At 71.7% G+C, this 19,014-nt stretch carries 16 protein-coding genes; 11 read left to right on the top strand and 5 right to left on the bottom strand.

Going from position 1 to position 19,014, the window contains the following annotated elements:
• On the bottom strand, positions 1 to 903 hold the full coding sequence (gene galU, locus ACH4FX_RS02040) for a UTP--glucose-1-phosphate uridylyltransferase GalU (protein ID WP_398474248.1): 903 nt from the start codon (positions 901 to 903) through the stop codon (positions 1 to 3).
• Positions 904 to 983: 80 nt separating this feature from the next.
• On the opposite strand from galU, the gene ACH4FX_RS02035 reads away from it, so the two are divergent.
• Positions 984 to 1,577 (top strand): 5-formyltetrahydrofolate cyclo-ligase, encoded by a 594-nt coding sequence (locus ACH4FX_RS02035; RefSeq protein ID WP_398474247.1) that lies wholly within the window; start codon positions 984 to 986, stop codon positions 1,575 to 1,577.
• Positions 1,578 to 1,727: 150 nt separating this feature from the next.
• On the opposite strand, the gene ACH4FX_RS02030 is transcribed toward ACH4FX_RS02035, so the two are convergent.
• Complete coding sequence (locus ACH4FX_RS02030) at positions 1,728 to 4,601, bottom strand: penicillin acylase family protein (RefSeq protein WP_398474246.1); 2,874 nt, start codon at positions 4,599 to 4,601, stop codon at positions 1,728 to 1,730.
• A gap of 177 nt (positions 4,602 to 4,778) precedes the next feature.
• Here ACH4FX_RS02030 and ACH4FX_RS02025 point away from each other — a divergent pair, with 177 nt between their 5' ends.
• From ACH4FX_RS02025 to mscL, 5 genes are all read left to right on the top strand, one after another.
• Positions 4,779 to 6,389, top strand: a complete 1,611-nt coding sequence (locus ACH4FX_RS02025) for a potassium/proton antiporter (RefSeq protein WP_398474245.1) — start codon at positions 4,779 to 4,781, stop codon at positions 6,387 to 6,389.
• 382 nt (positions 6,390 to 6,771) lie between these two features.
• Positions 6,772 to 8,112 (top strand): MFS transporter, encoded by a 1,341-nt coding sequence (locus tag ACH4FX_RS02020; RefSeq protein ID WP_398474244.1) that lies wholly within the window; start codon positions 6,772 to 6,774, stop codon positions 8,110 to 8,112.
• A 69-nt stretch (positions 8,113 to 8,181) separates the two neighbouring features.
• Positions 8,182 to 8,523 (top strand): FmdB family zinc ribbon protein, encoded by a 342-nt coding sequence (locus ACH4FX_RS02015; protein WP_398474243.1) that lies wholly within the window; start codon positions 8,182 to 8,184, stop codon positions 8,521 to 8,523.
• A gap of 321 nt (positions 8,524 to 8,844) precedes the next feature.
• A complete protein-coding gene (locus tag ACH4FX_RS02010) occupies positions 8,845 to 9,678 on the top strand; it encodes an S-methyl-5'-thioadenosine phosphorylase (protein ID WP_398474242.1) in 834 nt (277 codons plus the stop codon).
• Positions 9,679 to 10,502: 824 nt separating this feature from the next.
• Positions 10,503 to 11,009 (top strand): large conductance mechanosensitive channel protein MscL, encoded by a 507-nt coding sequence (gene mscL, locus ACH4FX_RS02005; RefSeq protein ID WP_398474241.1) that lies wholly within the window; start codon positions 10,503 to 10,505, stop codon positions 11,007 to 11,009.
• 46 nt (positions 11,010 to 11,055) lie between these two features.
• Here mscL and ACH4FX_RS02000 read toward each other — a convergent pair whose 3' ends face one another.
• Positions 11,056 to 11,307, bottom strand: a complete 252-nt coding sequence (locus ACH4FX_RS02000; RefSeq protein ID WP_398474638.1) for a hypothetical protein — start codon at positions 11,305 to 11,307, stop codon at positions 11,056 to 11,058.
• Between the two features lie 274 nt (positions 11,308 to 11,581).
• On the opposite strand from ACH4FX_RS02000, the gene ACH4FX_RS01995 reads away from it, so the two are divergent.
• Together ACH4FX_RS01995 and ACH4FX_RS01990 are read left to right on the top strand one after the other, a co-directional pair.
• Complete coding sequence (locus ACH4FX_RS01995) at positions 11,582 to 12,292, top strand: DJ-1/PfpI family protein (protein WP_398474240.1); 711 nt, start codon at positions 11,582 to 11,584, stop codon at positions 12,290 to 12,292.
• A 90-nt stretch (positions 12,293 to 12,382) separates the two neighbouring features.
• Positions 12,383 to 12,829: a MarR family winged helix-turn-helix transcriptional regulator gene (locus ACH4FX_RS01990; protein ID WP_398474239.1), complete on the top strand. Its 447-nt coding sequence runs from the start codon at positions 12,383 to 12,385 to the stop codon at positions 12,827 to 12,829.
• A 332-nt stretch (positions 12,830 to 13,161) separates the two neighbouring features.
• On the opposite strand, the gene ACH4FX_RS01985 is transcribed toward ACH4FX_RS01990, so the two are convergent.
• Positions 13,162 to 13,689, bottom strand: coding sequence for an AMP-binding protein (locus tag ACH4FX_RS01985; protein WP_398474238.1), 528 nt, complete (start codon positions 13,687 to 13,689; stop codon positions 13,162 to 13,164).
• Positions 13,690 to 14,083: 394 nt separating this feature from the next.
• Between ACH4FX_RS01985 and ACH4FX_RS01980 the strand changes: the two genes are divergently transcribed.
• Positions 14,084 to 15,529: an MFS transporter gene (locus tag ACH4FX_RS01980; protein WP_398474237.1), complete on the top strand. Its 1,446-nt coding sequence runs from the start codon at positions 14,084 to 14,086 to the stop codon at positions 15,527 to 15,529.
• Between the two features lie 43 nt (positions 15,530 to 15,572).
• On the opposite strand, the gene ACH4FX_RS01975 is transcribed toward ACH4FX_RS01980, so the two are convergent.
• Entirely contained in the window at positions 15,573 to 17,012 is a 1,440-nt protein-coding gene (locus tag ACH4FX_RS01975) for a rhodanese-like domain-containing protein (protein WP_398474236.1), read from the bottom strand.
• Between the two features lie 138 nt (positions 17,013 to 17,150).
• On the opposite strand from ACH4FX_RS01975, the gene ACH4FX_RS01970 reads away from it, so the two are divergent.
• On the top strand, positions 17,151 to 17,996 hold the full coding sequence (locus ACH4FX_RS01970) for a GntR family transcriptional regulator (RefSeq protein ID WP_398474235.1): 846 nt from the start codon (positions 17,151 to 17,153) through the stop codon (positions 17,994 to 17,996).
• A gap of 82 nt (positions 17,997 to 18,078) precedes the next feature.
• Positions 18,079 to 19,014, top strand: coding sequence for a sulfite exporter TauE/SafE family protein (locus ACH4FX_RS01965; RefSeq protein ID WP_398474234.1), 936 nt, complete (start codon positions 18,079 to 18,081; stop codon positions 19,012 to 19,014).

Below are 19,014 nucleotides of genomic sequence, written 5' to 3'. Positions count from 1 at the left end.
TCACATCTCCTCGCTGACGAAGCTGCGCAGCCAGGTCCGGAACTCCGGGCCCAGGTCCTCACGTTCGCATGCCAGTCTGACAATGGCACGGAGGTAGTCGCCACGGTCGCCGGTGTCATAGCGGCGTCCCTTGAAGACCACGCCGTGCACGGGGCCGCCCAGCCCCGGGTCGGCGGCGAGCGCCTGGAGGGCGTCGGTCAGCTGGATCTCGCCGCCGCGGCCCGGCTTGGTGGTGCGCAGCACCTCGAAGACGGCCGGGTCGAGGACGTAGCGGCCGATGATGGCGAGATTGCTGGGCGCGTCGGCCGGATCGGGCTTCTCCACCAGGTCGGAGACGAGCACGACGTCGTCGTCGCCGTCGGGGGCGGCGGCCGCGCATCCGTAGAGGCCGATCTGCGCGGGATCGACCTCCATGAGGGCGATGACGGAGCCGCCGTGCCGCTCCCGCACCTCGATCATGCGCTGGAGCAGCGGGTCGCGCGGGTCGATCAGGTCGTCGCCGAGCAGCACCGCGAAGGGCTGGTCGCCGACGTGCGGGGCGGCGCACAGTACGGCGTGCCCCAGGCCCTTGGGGTCGCCCTGGCGCACGTAGTGCATGGTCGCCAGGTCGCTGGACTCCTGGACGCGGGCGAGCCGGGACTCGTCACCCTTGCGGTCCAGCGCTTCTTCGAGTTCGTAGTTGCGGTCGAAGTGGTCCTCAAGGGGACGCTTGTTGCGTCCGGTGACCATCAGGACATCGCTGAGACCGGCGGTGGCGGCCTCCTCCACGACGTACTGGATGGCGGGTTTGTCGACGACCGGCAGCATCTCCTTGGGCGTGGCCTTGGTCGCCGGGAGGAAGCGGGTCCCGAGACCGGCTGCCGGAATGACAGCCTTGGTGATCCGAGTACGCGATGGAGTCATGCGGATCACGATAACCGGCACTTTGCGCCGGAAGATGGGGTCCTGAGAACGGGTCACAGAAGCGGGAGCGGCGGCGCATCATGAGCGGTTACGACGGTACGAAGCGCGGGTTGCGGCGCGCCCTCCTGGACGCGAGGGCGCAGTTGCCGCCGGGTGAAGTCCGGGCGACGGGCGCGGTGCTGGCGCGCCGGGCGCTGGCCCTGGCGGAGTTGGCGGGGGCGGGCACGGTCGCGGCGTACGTCTCGGTGGGGCGCGAGCCGTCCACACACGCGCTGTTGGACCAGCTGCACGCGGCGGGGGTCCAGGTGCTGCTGCCCGTACTGCTGCCGGACAACGACCTGGACTGGGCGCCGTACGAGGGCGCCGACGGTCTCGTACGCGCCGGGCGCGGGCTGCTGGAGCCCGCCGGTCCCCGGCTAGGCCCGCAGGCCGTCACCGGCGCCGACGCGGTGCTGCTGCCGGGGCTGGCGGTGGACCGGCGCGGGCTGCGGCTGGGCCGCGGCGGCGGTTCGTACGACCGGGTCCTGGAGCGGCTGGAGAAGGCGGGGGTGCGGCCGGCGCGGGTGGTGCTGCTGTACGACGCGGAGGTGCTGCCGGAGGTGCCGGCGGAGGAGCACGACCGGCCGGTGGACGTGGCGGTGACGCCGGGGGGTGTGCACCGGTTCGCCGCGTAAGGGGCGGTTCGGACGTTACGGGGACGTACGTACCCGGCGCGCAGTTGCCCCGTAAACGCCACCGGGCGGGCCCGAAGAGTTCGGGCCCGCCCGGTGTACGAGGTCAGCGCCCCGTCGCGGACGACGGCACGCAGGCCGCCGCGGATGCCGTCACGGCGACAGCGTCAGCGTGTCCTTGGCCGCGGCCTTGACGGCCTTCTGGGAGAAGGCCCACGGCAGCAGTTCGCCCTTGGCCCACTTGTCCGTCTGGTCGTAGTAGTGCGCGTTGTACGCGTGGCCGGAGGCGCCGGTCAGGTTGATCCAGCGCGACTTGTCCAAGTCGGCCAGGTTGACGACCATCCGCATCGACGGGACCCAGGTGACCCCGTAGCCGCCGGCCGCGTTCCAGCCGGTGGCGTTCACGGCCGCCTCGCCGCCGCCGAGGTTCCAGGGGCCGCGGTTGAACAGGCCCTGGAGCAGGCCCGGGCCGCTGGTACCCAGGGTCTGGTTCTTCAGGGTCATCTGGTGCAGGCGGCCCCAGCTCCAGTTGTCGATGTTCTTGCCCAGCTTGCTGGTCAGCTCGTAGCGCGCGTCCCGCATGGCGTGTCCGAGGAGCTGGTCGCGGTTGGCGTCGAGGACGCGGCCGGGCCGGGACTCGGTCTTCCACCAGTCGTTCTTCGGGTCGTCGAGGATCGAGCGCACGACCTCGAACCAGCGGTCGCCGCCGTCCGGCTGCGCCTGGTCGGGGGCCCGCTCACCGCACTCGCGGACCGGCTTGTCCTGGTCGTCGACCGGGCCGGTGTCGTCGGCCGGGCGGACGTTGAGGCACTGGCCCTCGACCCGCAGCTCCTTGGGCATCTTGTTGCCGAAGGCCAGCTTGAGGGTGTTGCGCCAGACGGCGTTGAAGTACGCGGCGGCGGCCGAGTCGGGCTCCTGGGTGTAGTCCCAGCCCTCCAGCAGCTTCTGCGCCTCGCGGACGTACGCGTCCTCGACGTCGACCTTCAGCAGGTAGGGCGTCAGCAGCTTGGCGATCTCGCTGCTGTTGTCCATCTGCATGGTCTGCATGTCGTCGGTGGAGACCTTGCCGCCGTCCTTGATCTTCGACTGGATGAGGTCGTTGATCCGCTGGCTGCGGGCGCCGTAGCCCCAGTCCTTGGTCAGCAGGTACGGGTACTTGTCCGGGTCGATGACGGCCTGGTTGGCGGTGACGATGTAGCCGCGCGCCGGGTTGTACTCGTTGGGCAGCGCCGACTGGGGCACGTAGCCGTCCCACCGGGCCTTCGGGTCCCAGCCGGGAGCGGGCAGCGTGCCGTCGTAGCCCTTGCCGCGGACCGGGATCCGCCCCGGCGCCTGGTAGCCGATGTTGCCCTTGGTGTCGGCGTAGATCAGGTTCTGCGACGGCACCTCGAAGTGGGCGGCGGCCTTGCGGAAGTCCGTCCAGTTCTTGGCGCGGTTCAGTTCGAAGACCGCGTCCATCGACTTGCCCGGGTCCAGGGCGGTCCAGCGCAGCGAGATGCCGTAGCCGTCGCCACGGTCCGGTGCCGCGTTGCCGACCGGCGCCTGCTTGCCGACCCGGGTCATCTCGTCGTCGCGGTCGGAGATCAGCGGGCCGTTGTTGGTGGACCGGACGGTGATCTCACGGCTCGCGCCGCCGGCGACCTTGATGGTCTCCTTGCGGGTCTTGAAGGGCTCCAGCTTGTCCTTGAACAGGTACCCGTTGGAGTTGATCTTCTCCAGGTACAGGTCGGTGACGTCGGCTCCGAGGTTGGTCATGCCCCAGGAGATGTCCTGGTTGTGGCCGATGATCACACCCGGCATGCCGGAGAAGGTGTAGCCGGCGACGTCGTAGTTGCACTTGGCGCTGGTGGTGCGGCAGTGCAGGCCCATCTGGTACCAGAGCGACGGCATCTGGGGGGCCAGGTGCGGGTCGTTGGCCAGCAGCGGCTTGCCGGTGGTGGTGTGCGCCCCGGAGACCACCCAGGAGTTGGAGCCGATGCCGTTGCCGTTGGGGCCGAGCAGGGCCGGGATCTTCTCCAGGGACTTGGAGACCGAGGAGAGCTGGGACTTCAGGCCCTGGGTGGCCGTGGAGGCGGAGCTGGTCCCGGTGCCCGTGCCGGTACCCGTCCCGCCGGTGCTTCCCGAGCCGGTACGCGTACCGGTGCCGTTCCCCGTGCTGCTGCCGTTCCCCGTGCCGCCGCCCGGGTTGGTACCGGTGCCCGTGCCGGAGCCGGCCTGCGCACCGCCGGTCGGGGCGGCCTTGGCGTCGAACTCCTTGGTGGCCGGGTCGACCGCGCCGCCCTCGACGATCGGCCGGTTCCGCTTGGCCGGGTACTTCGGGTAGAGCTGGTCGATCTGGGTCGGGCTGAAGCGGCTGGTGAGCAGGGCGCGGTCGATCTCCTCCTGCATGTTGCCGCGCAGGTCCCAGGCCATGGCCTTGAGCCAGGCCACCGAGTCGACCGGGGTCCACTTCTGCGGCTTGTAGTCGTTCTGGAAGCCGAGCGCCGCGTACTCCAGGGAGAGCGCCGCCCCCTCGTGGTCCTTGAGGTAGGCGTTGACGCCGTCGGAGTACGCCTGGAGGTACTTCTTCGTCTGCGGGGAGAGCTTGGTGTCGTACTCCCGCTGCGCGACGTCGTGCCAGCCGAGCGTGCGCAGGAAGGCGTCGGTGTCGACCTGGCTCTGGCCGAACATCTCGGAGAGGCGGCCGGCCGTCATGTGGCGGCGCACGTCCATCTCCCAGAAGCGGTCCTGGGCCTGTACGAAGCCCTGGGCGCGGAAGAGGTCCTCGTCGGTGTCGGCGTAGATCTGCGGGATGCCGTTGGCGTCGCGCGCGACGTCGACGGGGGCGCTCAGGCCGGCCAGCTTCAGGGAACCGGTGGTCTGCGGGTACGAGGCGCGGACGGTGCTGACGCCCCAGAACGCGCCGTAGCCGATGCCCGCCACGAGCAGAAGCACGACCGTGATCGCGACGAGGCGGCCGCGCCGCCCCTTCTTCTTGGGTTTCTTCACAGCCTTGTCAGGGGCGGGGGCGGACTTGTTGGCGGGCATCTCTGTCCTTCGAGGGGCAGGGTGGGAGTGCTGGAGCAACCATAGGCGCACGGGTCCGCCGAGCCCTACGCGGTGTAGCCGCCGGCACCTCCAAGATTCAAGCAATGGTAAATTGTTAGTCTCAGTAACTAGATACGGTAAGGAAAGCCCACCCGCTCGACCCAGTGCCCGACCCCCGTGCCGATCCGGCCCGCCACGAGGAAGGACCAGCTCCTGACTGTCGACCACCTCAACGAACTCCTGCTGATCTGCGCCCTCGTGCTGCTCGTCGCGGTGGCCGCGGTGCGCGTCTCCTCCCGGAGCGGCCTGCCCAGCCTGCTCATCTATCTGGGGATAGGCATCGCCATAGGGCAGGACGGCTTCGGCGGCGTCGTCTTCGACAACGCCGAGCTGACCCAGATACTGGGCTACACCGCCCTGGTGGTGATCCTGGCCGAGGGCGGCCTCGGCACGAAGTGGAAAGAGATCAAACCGGCGCTGCCCAGAGCCGCGGTGCTGTCGACCTTCGGCGTCGCGGTGAGCGTGGGGGTCACCGCGGCCGGAGCGCACTACCTCGTCGGCCTGGAGTGGCGTCAGGCGCTGCTCATCGGCGCGGTGGTGTCCTCCACCGACGCGGCGGCGGTCTTCTCCGTACTGCGCAACGTTCCGCTGCCCACCCGGCTGACCGGCGTCCTGGAGGCCGAGTCCGGCTTCAACGACGCCCCCGTCGTGATCCTCGTGGTGGCCTTCTCCACCGCCGGCCCGGTCGACCACTGGTACCTGCTCATCGGCGAGATCGCGCTGGAGCTGGCGATCGGCGCGGCCGTCGGCCTGGCCATCGGCTGGCTGGGCGCGTACGGCATGCGGCACGTGGCGCTGCCCGCCTCCGGCCTGTACCCGATCGCGGTGATGGCCATCGCGGTGTCCGCCTACGCGGCCGGCGCGCTGGCGCACGGCTCCGGATTCCTCGCCGTCTACCTGGCCGCGCTGATCCTCGGCAACGCGAAACTGCCGCACTCGGCCGCCACCCGCGGCTTCGCCGAGGGGCTCGGCTGGATCGGCCAGATCGGCATGTTCGTGCTGCTCGGCCTGCTGGTCACCCCGCACACGCTGTACGACGACGCGGTACCGGCCCTGATCATCGGTCTGATCCTGACGATCGTGGCCCGGCCGACCTCGGTGTTCCTCGGGCTGCTGCCCTTCAAGGTGCCCTGGCGCGAGAAGGCCCTGCTGTCCTGGGCCGGGCTGCGCGGGGCGGTGCCCATCGTGCTGGCCACCATCCCCATGGTGGGCGGCGTGCCCGGCAGCGACCGGGTCTTCAACATCGTCTTCCTGCTGGTCGTGGTCTACACGCTCCTCCAGGGGCCGACGCTGCCCTGGCTGGCCAGGAAGCTGCGCCTGGGGGACGACGAGGAGGCCGCCGACCTGGGGATCGAGTCGGCGCCGCTGGAGCGGCTGCGCGGCCATCTGCTGTCCACCACGGTCGGTCCGAAGTCGCGGATGCACGGCGTGGAGATCAGCGAGCTGCGGCTGCCGCCGGGCGCCGCGGTCACCCTCGTCGTACGGGACGGCACCAGCTTCGTCCCGTCGCCGACGACCGTGCTGCGGCGCGGGGACGACCTGCTGGTCGTGGCGACGGACCCGGTACGGGACGCGGTCGAGAACCGGCTCCAGGCGGTCTCCCAGCACGGCAAGCTGGCCGGCTGGCTGGCACCGGGCACACCGGGCGGACGGTCGCCCGCGAAACGGCCGGGGGCGCGGCCGGACGGCCGGACCGGAGGGCGCCCGCCGCATACTCCGGCGCGCTGAGGCGGGGGGGGGGCGGGACCGGGGGCGGCTCGGGCCAGCACTGGGGCGGCTCGGGGGCAGTACGCGGGCGGTCCCGGATCGGTCCGGAAACGGGCTTTTGGCCCGCCGCCGGACCGCAGGAACATACGCGTGGAGCCCTGGTCGACGCCGAGGCTCCACGCGTATCGGCCTGTACTATGAAACAGCAATCCAAAGGAACCAACTCTGCCTGACGCAGAGCTGGCGCGACCGCTCGGCGGCCGCGGTCCCCTGCCACACGCAGCCACCTCCCAGGTGTGGACCACGCGGTATCACTCGGTCCTGCGCGAGAGGACAGCTCTCGGCGCGCACCCCGTGACAATCTCGCGGGCAGCGCGCTACCAGGCGGCAGAAAGGCTCGGCCGTGGCATCCGCGGTCAAGAACAACGCGGGCAAGGGCGCTCAGGACGAGGCCGCCCAGGACAGGGCCACCCCCGCGCAGCAGGCTCCCGGCAAGGAAGCCCGCCCCGGTTACGGACAGCTGCTGCGCACCCCCGGCGCATGGGCGTTCCTGCTGCCGGGTTTCCTGGCCCGCCAGCCCTTCGCCATGCTGACGTTCAGCATCCTGCTCCTCGTCCAGCACACCACCGGCTCGTACGGCACCGCCGGTGTCGTCTCCGCGGTGACCGGCGTCTCGATGGCGCTGTTCGCGCCGCAGAGCGGCAAGCTGGCGGACCGGTTCGGGCAGCGCGCGGTGCTCGTACCCGGCGTACTGGTGCACGCCGCGGCGGTCGCCGCGCTGATCACGCTGGCGCTGTCGCACGCCCCCCTGTGGGCGCTGCTGGTCGTCGCCGTACCGACCGGCGCCTCGACGCCGCAGATCGGCCCCATGGTGCGCTCCCGGTGGGCGGCCAAGCTGACCGGCTCGCCTCTGATGCCGACGTCCACCGCCTTCGAGTCGGTCACCGACGAGTTCACCTTCGTCATCGGCTCGGTGCTGGCGACCGCGCTGTGCACGGGCATCCACCCGGCCGCGGGCCTGGTCGCCGAGGGCGCCCTGACGCTGGGCGGCGGCCTGCTCTTCGCGGCGCAGCGGCGCAGCCAGCCGCCGGTCCACCGGCTCGCGGACAGCTCCGCCAAGCGCGCCTCCGCCCTGTCGGTGCCCGGCCTGCGGGTCCTGATCGCGGCGCTCTTCGGCATCGGCACCGTCTTCGGCGGCATGCAGGTCTCCCTCACGGCCTTCACCGAGGACATCGGGCAGCCCGGCATCAACGGCCTGCTGTACGGGGTCTTCGCGGCGGGCAACATGCTCGCCGGCATCGTCTGCGGCGCGATCTCCTGGAAGGTCGGCCCCCGGCGCCGCCTGCTGATCGCGTACGCACTGCTCGCGCTGATGACCACCCCGCTGTGGGCGGTGAGCGTGGCGCCCCTGATGGGTGCGGTGGGCCTCCTGGTGGGTCTGTGCATCGCGCCCGCGCTGATCACCGGTTACACGCTGATCGACTCCCTGGTGCCGGCCGCGGCCCGCACCGAGGCCTTCACGTGGCTGACCGGCGCGGTCGGCCTCGGCCAGGCGGCGGCGTCCACGATCGCCGGTCTGCTGGCGGATCACTTCGGTCCGCACGCCGGTTTCCTGGTGCCGCTGTGCGGTACGGGGCTGGCGCTGGTGGTGCTGGCGGTGTTCCGCGGACACCTCGTGCCGCGCTCCGCAACCCGGGTCGTCGAACGTGGGGTGGGTCACCGAACCCCGGCAACAGTGGACTGACGGGCCGGAATACTGCACTATGGAGCGTCGTTAGCACTCATTGAGTGAGAGTGCCAGGAGGAAGTCACAGTGCCGACCTACCAGTATCAGTGCACCGCGTGCGGCGAGGGCCTTGAGGCGGTGCAGAAGTTCACCGACGATGCGCTCACCGAGTGCCCCGCCTGCCAGGGACGTCTCAAGAAGGTGTTCTCCGCGGTCGGCATCGTGTTCAAGGGCTCCGGGTTCTACCGGAACGACAGCCGCGGCTCGTCGTCCAGCAGCAGCCCCGCGTCGTCCTCGACCAGTTCCTCGTCGTCCTCGGGTTCCGGGTCGTCGTCCTCCTCCGGCAGCGAGTCGAAGTCGTCCTCCGGGTCGTCCGGCTCCTCCAGCTCTTCGAGCACCAGCTCGACGCCGAGCACGTCGGCTGCCTGAGCCGCGGTCCGGCCAGGGCCGGGGGCAGCCCCGGCACCGGGCCTCGCCCGACAGCACTCCAGCGGCGCTCCCGGTACGCCGGGGCGCCCGGCACCTCTTCGCGTCTTCATGGAAGCCCCGCCGTCGCCGACGGTGGGGCTTTCGGCGTATGGGGGGCGCCGCCGTGTTCTGGGGCCGCGCCGTGCTGGTGCCGCGCCTTCTGGGCACCTCGCGTGCTCCTGGGCGCGCTTTGCGTACTCCTAGGCGCGCCTTGCGGCGTTCCCGGGCCGTGCCCAGCCCGGCCCCCTCCTCGGGGCCCCTGCCCGCGATTACTGTGGCCGCATGGCTGACGCGGAGATCGGTGTCATAGGCGGGTCCGGCTTCTACTCCTTCCTCGACGACGTGACCGAGGTCACGGTCGACACTCCCTACGGCGCTCCCAGCGACTCGCTCTTCCTGGGCGAGGTGGCCGGACGTACGGTCGCCTTCCTGCCCCGGCACGGCCGCCGGCACCACCTGCCGCCACACCGGATCAACTACCGCGCCAACCTGTGGGCGCTGCGATCGGCCGGCGTACGGCAGGTGCTCGGACCGTGCGCTGTGGGCGGGCTGCGCGCGGAGTACGGGCCGGGGACGCTGCTCGTCCCGGACCAGCTCGTGGACCGCACGAAGGGCAGGGAACAGACGTACTTCGACGGGACGCCGCTGCCGGATGGCAGCGTGCCCAACGTGGTCCACGTGTCGTTCGCCGACCCGTACTGCCCGGTCGGGCGGGAAACGGTGCTCGCGGCGGCCCGGGGGCGCGCGTGGGAGCCGGTGGACGGCGGCACGCTCGTGGTCGTCGAGGGCCCGCGCTTCTCGACCCGCGCGGAGTCGCGGTGGCACGCGGCGCAGGGCTGGTCGGTGGTCGGCATGACCGGCCACCCGGAAGCGGTGCTGGCCCGCGAGCTGGGCCTCTGCTACACGTCGTTGACGCTGGTCACGGACCTGGACGCGGGTACGGAGACGGGCCAGGGCGTTTCGCACGCGGAGGTGCTGGACGTCTTCGGCCGGAACGTGGGGCGGCTGCGCGAGGTGCTGTTCGACGCGGTGGGAGCACTGCCGGCGACGGCAGATCCGGCCTGCCCGTGTGGGGACGCGCATGCGGGGTGGGATCTGGGCATTCAGTTGCCGTGAGGGGGGGGAGCGGGGAGGCGGGGCGGAGCTGGGGGCTGGGCGCTCGGCCGATGACGGGGCGGCGCTGGGCTGAGGGCTGGGCCGGGGCTGGGGCACTCGGCCGGGTGACCGGATTTTCCACAACCAGCGGGTAGCGGTTTCGGCCGTCCACAGGCCCGAGCGGGCTCCGGCGAAGTCCGGCACGGTGGAGCTCGTCCGCACCGATTCCGGCTCCGCAGGCGGTGGTTACCGTGTCCCAGTCCTCGTCCCTCCACACCCTCTCCGACTTCTCCGGCCTCTCCGGCCCCTCCCCGGCCCCCGTCCCCACTCCCCCGCTCCCCCTCCCACCGCCGTGTGAGGTTGCGCACTTCGCTCCCGTACGGGCCCGGGGCGGACGCCATCGCCTGCGCCGCGCGGTCCGGCGGCGACGGCGGACCTGGACCGCGGGGCTCGCGATGACGGCCGCGGCCCTGGCCGCCACGGCGCAGCAGAGCGGTGAAGGGCGCGCTTCGGGGACCGCGGGCGCCTGCGCCGCACCGGTATCGGGAGCGACACCGGACGCACCTTCCGAGCGGGGTCGATCATGAGGAATGCGATCGTCCTCAGGAAAGATCAAGTGGCCTTTGCCCGATATGGTCGCCACACTGGCGAACGTGGCGGGGTGCGTTCGGCGTGCCGGTGGGAAGGCTCTTCCCCGGCCGGCCGGGACGCGGCGCCGATCCGTACGGACGCTCTGTCCGCTCACCGGTTCAGGTCATGGGATTGGACAGCTGAGCCCTGCCCTGCCGTAGGTTGCGGTGCTGTTCGTTGCACGGTTCGTAGTGAGTGTGGAAAGAGGCTTTCAGGTGAGCGAGAAGACGGGCGTATTCGCGGGATTCAAGGAATTCCTGATGCGCGGCAACGTGATCGAGCTCGCTGTGGCCGTCGTGGTCGGAGCCGCGTTCACCAACATCGTCAACGCCGTGGTCAAGGGCGTCATCAACCCGATCGTCGGCGCGCTGGGCTCGCAGAACCTGGACCACTACAAGACCTGCCTCACCACCTGCCACACGGACGCGAAGTCGGGCGACTTCACCGACGGCATCTACATCCTGTGGGGATCGGTGCTCAGCGCGGTCCTGACGTTTCTGATCACCGCCGCGGTCGTGTACTTCCTCATGATCCTGCCGATGAACAAGTGGAAGGCGCGCCAGGAGGCCAAGAAGCCGGTGGACAACACCCCGGCGGACCCGACCGAGGTCGAGCTGCTGATGGAGATCCGCGACGCGCTCGTCGCGCAGCGCAACGGCTCGGCGCCCGGCTCGGCCAATGGCGGCGCCGGCTCGGTGGTCACACAGAAGACGCAGCGGTAGGGGGCTCCGGGCCCAGCCCTACGACGAAGCCGTCCCGGCGCCTCGGTCAGAGGTGGTGGGGCGGCTTTTCGTCGAGGAAGCGCGCCAGGTCGGCGGCGCTGTCATTACCGGCCGGGCGCTCGCCCCAGCCACGGTCGGTGTCGTCCGACGACGGCCGGCTCAGCGGGTCATCGAAGATCAATGCCGCCAGCGCCTCGGACCGCTCCGACCGCGCGGGCCGCACGGCCTGCTCCTCGTCGGCCTCGGAGGCGCCGGAAGCCTCCGCGGCCTCGGACCGGGATTCAGGGGAGGTACTCACCCCTCAAGAGTACGGCCGACGGGAAAAGGGCCGGCCAGGCTGGGCGGGCCGGGCGCGGAGCGGGCTCGCACGGAGCGGGCTCCCTCGCTCTCCGCGAGCCGTTGCCTCTGCTGCGGGCGCAGTGAGTGAGCAGTCGCGGCGGATGTCAGGCCATGGTCGGGGCAGGAACGCCGGGACCGTTCGACCGGCCGGTTCCCCTTTCTCACTCCCCTCACAAGGAACTTACAGACAGGCTGTTAGCTTGACTGCAAGTTCTGTCGAGAAGGAGTCGGCCATGACATCCGAACGTCGCAGTCTTGAGATCGCCGTCCTCGTCACCCCCGGCTACATGCCGGTCGACATCATCGGGTTCCACACCGCCATGGGCCTGTTGCCGGGCGTGAACATGCACCTCGTCTGGAAGAACCTCGACGAGGTCGTCGGCCACCCCCACTTCCCCACCCGCGCGACCACCACCTTCGAGGACTGCCCGGCCGACCTGGACGTCCTGTACGCGGGAGCCGGGCCCGCGGAGATGCTTGAGGACGAGGAGGTCCTCGACTTCCTCGCCGACCGGGGCAGCCGGGCGGGCTGGATAGCCGGGGTGTGCGCCGGTTCGCTGCTGATGGGAGCAGCGGGGTTGCTGCGCGGCTACCGGGCGACGACCAACTTCCAGTTGCACGAGTACCTCCCCAGCTACGGGGCGATACCGGCGCGCGGCAATGTCGTGGAAGACCGCAATCGGATCACCTCCGGCCCGGCGACCGGCAGTTTCGAAATCGGGCTGCGGCTGATCCAGGTGTTCTTCGGTGACGATGCCGCGCGGAAATCCGAGCTGATGATGGAGTACGCGCCGCAGCCCCTCTTCGGCGTGGGCACCCCGGAACTCGCCGGCCCCCAGCTCACCGAGGAGGTTCGCGCCATGGCCGCCGACATGGGCGACGGCTTCGAGCAGGTCTCGAAGCGGGCGGCCCGACGGCTCGGCGTGGACGCCGATTCGGCCTGACCATAGGGCTCGGGCCACCGTGTAGGGCCGCCACCTGCGAAACTGGGGGGACGATTCCGGCCGTCGCGCACGCCGTCAAGGAGAGCCGCAGTGAGCACAGCGCCCGAGATGCCCTCGTCGACAGTGATGTTGATGATCGCCGCCGGGCGGCAGTTGCAACGCGAGCTGGAGGCGGACCTCTCCGGCATCGGCCTGTCCTTGCGCCAGTTGGGGGCGCTCGGCCACATCGCCAGGAACCCCGAGCTGTCCTACAGCGACCTGGCCCGGCGTGCCGGGATCACGACACAGAGCATGCGCGCCACCATCCTGATGCTGGAGGAGCAGGGGGCGGTGCGCAGCAACCTCGCCGGCCAGGGGCGGCGCGCGAACCTTGAGCTGACCGAATCCGGCGAACAACTCCTGAACGAGGCGCTGCGCGTGATCTCCCTACGGGACCGCGCGTTCGCAGCGCAACTGGGCACCGAGGAGGAGAAGGTACTGAGCGCCGCGCTCCGCCGGGCCGTGCCGGGCCCGGCGGACACCGCGAGGCGGGGCTGAGGACGCGGACAAGCGGCTACGCCCCTGCGGCAGCTGGCCCCTGTGGCGGGACGCCAGAGACGGGACGCCAGAGGCGGGACGTCGCAAGCAGGCGTCTGGGCTGTGGCATTCGAGCTGCGATGCCTGGGGTGTGGCGCCTGGAGTGCGGCGTCTGAGGCGGACGGTGCCGGCGCGGGCGCGCAGGTTGCGTGCGGGGTGCGAGTTGAGCGCGCGGGTGCGCGGATTGAGTGCATGGCGCTGGGCGCGCGGGCTGCGCGGTGGGGCGGCCGTGGGCCGTGTGGTCGGAGGTCGGCCGCTCCGTCGAGGGCCGGCCGGTGGTGCTGTGGGGCGGGTCAGCGGGTGGCGAGGGCTTCGTGCCACCAGTGGTCGCGGCCTGCTGTCCAGGACACCGGGCGGCTGGTGCGGTTGACGACCAGTACGGTCCGTACCTGCGGACAGTCGCGCCGCAGCGCCCGGTCCAGTACGGGCTTGACCGGCCGTACCGCACCGTCCCAGAACGCGGCGTCCGCCGTGATGATCACCTTGGCGCCGGAGTCCCGGGTCAGGTCGGCGAGTTCCGGCACGGTCAGGTAGACCGGCAGGGTCATGCGCACGGCGTCGAGCCGGCCGCAGGCGAGCGTGGCGATGACCGACTCCGGGACCAGCGGCAGATGCACCGCGACCGGGTCGCCCGCCCGCACCCCGAGCCGGGCGAGCGCCGCGGCTGCCCGCTTGGCCTGGCCCATGAGCATGGTGTGGGTCAGCTCCTCGTGACGTCCCGGCTCGCCGTGCCAGGTGAGGGCTACCGGGGACGGGGACGCGGGTGGCCCTTGCGGTTCCCGGGTCGTTTCTGCATGCTCGGAGATCACACGGCGCAACATGCGGACCAGCATGAAGATCAAAGATCAACGATTGCTGAACGTCCGCTGTACGGCGCCGGCCGTACCGTACGGGCGGCTCACGCGGCGCACCCTGTGCGGAACCGCTTTCGCGGCGTCCCAGGACGACGTCGCTTCTCGTGCCCTCGGGCGACGTGCCCGCAAGGACTCCTAGGTGCCCGTGCCCTCAGGTGCCGACACCCCTCAGTACCTGTGGCTCCCAGGTGCCCGTGAAGCACCCTCACGTCTTTGCCCCGTCTCCGGCACACCCAATCCCCGCCTTCACCTTCTTCTTCCCTACGTGATGCGCCGCGCCGACCCACGCGGCGTGAGAGGTGGGCCGGTGTGCCGAATGGTTGAGCGGAGTGGCGCGCGAGGGCGTGCGGTGTGGGCTGTGGTGGCCGTGGCGATCGGCGGGTTCTGTGTGCAGTTGGACGCCTTTGCGCTGAACATGGCGCTGCCGGTGATCCGCCGGGACCTGCATGCCTCCGTGGCCGCGGGCCCGTGGGTGATCAGTGGATACCTGCTGGCGGCCGGGACGTTGATGCCCGCTGCCGGGCGGTTGGCCGATGTGTTCGGGAGGCGGCGGCTGCTGGTTCTGGGGCTGGTGCTCTTCGGGGTTGCGTCGGCGGCGTGCGCGCTGGCGCCATCGTTGCCGTTCCTGGTGGCGGCCCGTGTGGTGCAGGGGGCGGGCGGGGCGCTGGTCATGCCGGTGGGGCTGGCTCTGCTGACACGTTCCTTCCCTCCGGGCCGGGCCTCCGTCGCGACCGGGTACGCCCTGGGGCTGGCCGGTCTTGCCACGGCTTGCGGGCCCTTCGTGGGGGGAGCGCTGGCCCAGGCCCTGTCCTGGCGGGCCGTGTTCTGGGTCAATGTGCCGCTGTGTATGGCGGCGGTGCTGTGCGCCCGGCGGGCCCCGGAGCCCCGGGACGGGGAGGACGACCGGGAGGGCCGGGGCAGCCAGGACAGCCGGGGCGGTAGCAGCGAAAGAGGCATTAGGGAGGGAAGGGGTGGTCGGGACCGCTGCGGCGGTCTGGAAGGCCGGCGGTGGTGGAGTGCGCTCGCTCTGGGCTCCGGGGTGCCCGCCTGTCTGGTGATGGCTGTGGAGAGCGTGGGGGCTTGGTGGCGCACCGCTGGTTGGGGGACGGGTGCATTGGCGCTCGGGGCGTTGTTCGTGCGGGCCGAGCGCCGATCGCGCGCGCCGCTGATCGACCTCGCGCTGATACGCAACGCGCCATACGTAGCGCTGACTTCGGCCGGCGCCGTGGCCAACGCGGCCACCGTGGTGCTGCTGTTCGTGGTCCCGCTGGCACTTCAGGAGGTGTGGGGGATGACCGTATTGGGCGCGGGGACCGCCTTCCTCGTACCGGCGGCGGTGATGGCCATGGCCGGGCCGGTGGCCGGACAGGTACCGGCCCGCGTCGCCGAGCCCGTGATGGCCGCTTGCCTCGGCCTCGCGGCTGCGGCGCTGGGAACACTGGCGGCACCGCCGATTTTCGACCCGGCACCGGGTGGCACCGGCGGAGTACCGGCCGGCACCGGCCCGGCACCGGGTGGCGGCGTCCCGCTCGTACTGCTCTCAGCCGCCACCGTGGCCGCCGCGGCGCTGGGCGTGGCGGGGGCCCTGGTGCTGACCGCCACTCAGGCCGTAGTGCGGCCGGACCGGGTGGGCGAGGCGTCCGGGCTGACCAAGTGCGCGATCACGGTGACGGCCGGGCTGGGCCTCGCCCCCGCCGGGGCCGCCCCGGCCGCCGCCCTGTACGGGGCCGCGGCCGGATGCGTGGCCGCCTGCCTGGCGCTGCTCCTCCGACACCTTCGAAGGCGCAGACAATGGCGGCACCTGTAACCCGTCACTTCTCACCCACCCCGCCTCCATCACCCATCACCCATCACCCACAAGCAGAAACAGCCCCTTCGTACCCCCCGACGATGTCCCGCACATCCCGGAAGCCCCGTGCCTCCAGCAGGGCCGCGGCGATGACGGAGCGGCTGCCGCTGCGGCAGTAGAGGACGACCGGGCGGTCGGGGTCCAGCGTCGTACAGCTGCTGGGGAGGTTGGCGAGGGGCAGGTTGACGGCGCCGGGGAGGGCGCCCGCGGCGTACTCGGACGGGTTGCGTACGTCGATCAGCTGGGCGTCGGCGGAGGGTGCTTCGCCGGCGGGCAGCCGGCGGGTGCGCGACACCAGGTCGGGGCGGCGGGCGAGTTCGGCGGCCGGGTCCGGGACGTGGCCGAGGACGTAGTCGTAGCCGATGCGGGCCAGCCGCATGCGCGCCTCGGACTCCGTACCCGGGTCGCTGATGAGGACGATCGGCGTGCCGGGCTCCACCACGCTGCCCGCGTACTCGGCGAACCGGGTGTCCAGGCTGATGTGCAGCGACCCGGTGAAGTGCGATTCCGTGTACGCGGCGAGCGGACGGCTGTCCAGGAGGACGGCGCCGGTGTCCCGGCAGGCGGCCAGTGCCGCGTCGAGGGTGAGGGCGGCCGGCGGCGCGGCGTCCAACAGGGGGTGGCCGTCGCGGTTGAGGGCCGCGTCGTGGGCGAAGTAGCCGGGAGTGGCGGGCTGCCCGGCCGTGACCAGGCGGACGAACTCGTCCTCCGGCATGGGCTGGAGCGCGTAGTTGTAGCGGCGCTGCTCGCCGATGGTGGAGGTGGTCTCGGTGGAGAGGTTGCGCCCGCAGGCCGAGCCCGCGCCGTGCGCCGGGAAGACGCGGGTGGCGTCGGGGAGGGTGAGCAGTTTGCCGTGCAGGGAGCGGTAGAGCCGGCCCGCCATCTCCTCCGGCGTCAGCCCGGCCGCGGCGAGCAGGTCGGGGCGGCCCACGTCGCCGACGAAGAGGGTGTCGCCGGTCAGTACGCCGTACGGCTCGGCCGCGTCCGGCTCTTCGTGGACGACGACGCAGATGGACTCCGGGGTGTGGCCGGGCGTGGCCAGGATGGTGAGCGTCACGCCGGAGGCCGTACCCGCCGCACCCCCGTCCGCCCCTCCAGGCGCACCCGTCGTCATCCCTTCCGTCCCGCCCGCCCCATCGGCGCCCAGGAATATCCGCTCGCCGTCACGCAGCCGCCGTATCGGATAGCCCGTCTCCGCGGCCTCGCCGAAGGCGATGGTGGCGCCGGTGGCGCGGGCCAGTTCCAGGTGCCCGGAGAGGAAGTCGGCGTGGAAGTGCGTCTCGATGATCAGCTCGATGCGCAGTCCGGCCGCCTCCGCGTCGCGCAGGTAGTCGTCGATGTCGCGGCGTGGGTCGACGAGGACCGCACGTCCGGTGGTCTCGTCGCCGATGAGGTACGACGCCTGGGAGAGGCAGTCGAGGTAGTACTGCGCGAAGTGCACGGTCGACCTCCGTGGTCCTGCGGGCCCGCCGAACCGCGGACCCCGCGGGGGGTTGTTGTGCGGATGCACGGATGTACGTACATTAGGCATCCCAGGCTGCCCACGACAAGTCAGGCCGTGGGCGGCAGTGGGGCTTCGGTGCCAAGTCCGCGGACGGCACCCGCCCGTACAGCCCGTACCCGCTCGGAGGCGACTTCATTGACCGCACATCCCCCGGGCCCGCGTCCTGTGGACCGGCGCTCACCGCTTCCCCTGTGGGCCCAGCTCTCCGAAGACCTGCGGCGCCGCATGGAAGAGGGTGAATTCACCGACGAGTTCCCGGCCGAGCACCGCCTCACCGGGGAGTACGAGGTCAGCCGGCACACCGTCCGCGAGGCGCTGCGCAAGCTGCGCGCGGACGGCCTGGTGATCGCCGAGCGGGGGCGCGCCAGCCGCCTGAACACCCGGCGCATACAGCAGCCGCTCGGCTCGCTCTACAGCCTCTTCCGCGAGCTGGAGGGCCAGGGCGTGGAGCAGCGCAGCGAGGTGCTGCGGCTGGAGCGGACGGCGGACGGTCCGATCGCCGACCAGCTCGGCCTCGTACCGGACGCGCCGCTGGTCGTGCTGGAGCGGCTGCGGCTGGCGGACGGCGAGCCGCTGGCCCACGACACCACGTATCTGCCCGCCGAGGTGGCCGAGCCGCTGCTCGACGCCGACTTCCGGCACACCTCGCTGTACGGGGAGCTCCAGCAGCGCTGCGGGGTGAAGGTCACCGGCGGCCGGGAGCGCATCCACCCCTTCCTGCCGGACATCCGGCAGGCGTGGCTGCTGGGGCTGGCCGACCGCGAGCCGGCGTTCGGGATCGAGCGGCTGGGCCGGTCCGGGGAGCGGCCGGTGGAGTGGCGCGAGACCGTCGTGCGCGGCGACCGCTTCGCCTTCGTCGCCGAGTGGACCAGCGACAGCCGGGCGGTCGAACTGGCGCCCCGGGCCTCGTGTCCGTCATGACGACCGATCAGCAGCCGTACGCGGCGGCGCCGATACCGTCGATATCGCCGGTGCCGATACCGTCGACCCCCCGCCCTCTGCCATGCCGCCGCTCCTAGCCGTCACGGCGCTCCCCTGCGGGCTGGTCATCGGGCTGCTGCTGGGCGCGCTCGGCGGTGGTGGGTCGATCCTCGCCGTACCGGCGCTGGTCTACCTCCTGCACCAGTCGCCGCACGAGGCCACGGCGGGCGCGCTGGTCATCGTCGGGATCGGCGCGGCCTCCGGCCTGGCCTGCCATGCCCGCGCGGGCCGGGTCCGCTGGGCGGCGGGCGCGGCCTTCGGCGGACTGGGCACCGCCGGTACGTTCCTGGGCTCGCGCTGGAGCGCGTCGCTGGACCCGACCGTCCTGATGACGGCGTTCGCCGGGCTGATGCTGGCGGTGGCGGGGGCGCTGCTCGTACGGACGTGGCGTGAGCGGGAGAAGGCGGGCCCTGGTCCGGGCACCCCGGGCACCCCGGGCGCCCCACAGGCCACTCGCCGAACCTCGACATCCGCCTCCCCCGCCACCCCTGGCGGCCCCAGCACTCCTACCACCTCCACCACAACCAGCGCCTCAGCCACCTCTCGCACCTCCCGAGCCTCCCGCACCCCGGTCTCCCCCGCCCGCCTGGCGTCCGCCCTGCGCATCGGTGCGACCGCCACCGCCGTCGGCCTGCTGACCGGCTTCTTCGGCGTCGGCGGCGGCTTCGTCGTCGTACCGGCCCTGACCCTCGTCCTCGGCCTGGAGATGCCCGTCGCCGTCGGCACATCCCTCCTCGTCATCCTCGTCAACTCCGCCACGGCGTTCGTCACCCGGGCCGGTGCGGGCGGTCTGGACTGGCCGCTGCTGGCCTCCTTCGCCGCGTCCGCCGCACTCGGCAGCTGGCTCGGCAACCGCCTGGCCGCGCGGGTACGGCCGCAGACCCTGTCCACGGCGTTCGCATCGCTGGTCACCGTGCTCGCCGTATCGATGGCGGTGACCAGCATCCCGCGCTTATAG

The organism is Streptomyces sp. NPDC018019, assembly GCF_044327805.1.
GTDB lineage: Bacteria > Actinomycetota > Actinomycetes > Streptomycetales > Streptomycetaceae > Streptomyces.
Note: the sequence above shows the minus strand (reverse complement) of the source record. Positions and strands in the feature narration are given on the sequence as shown.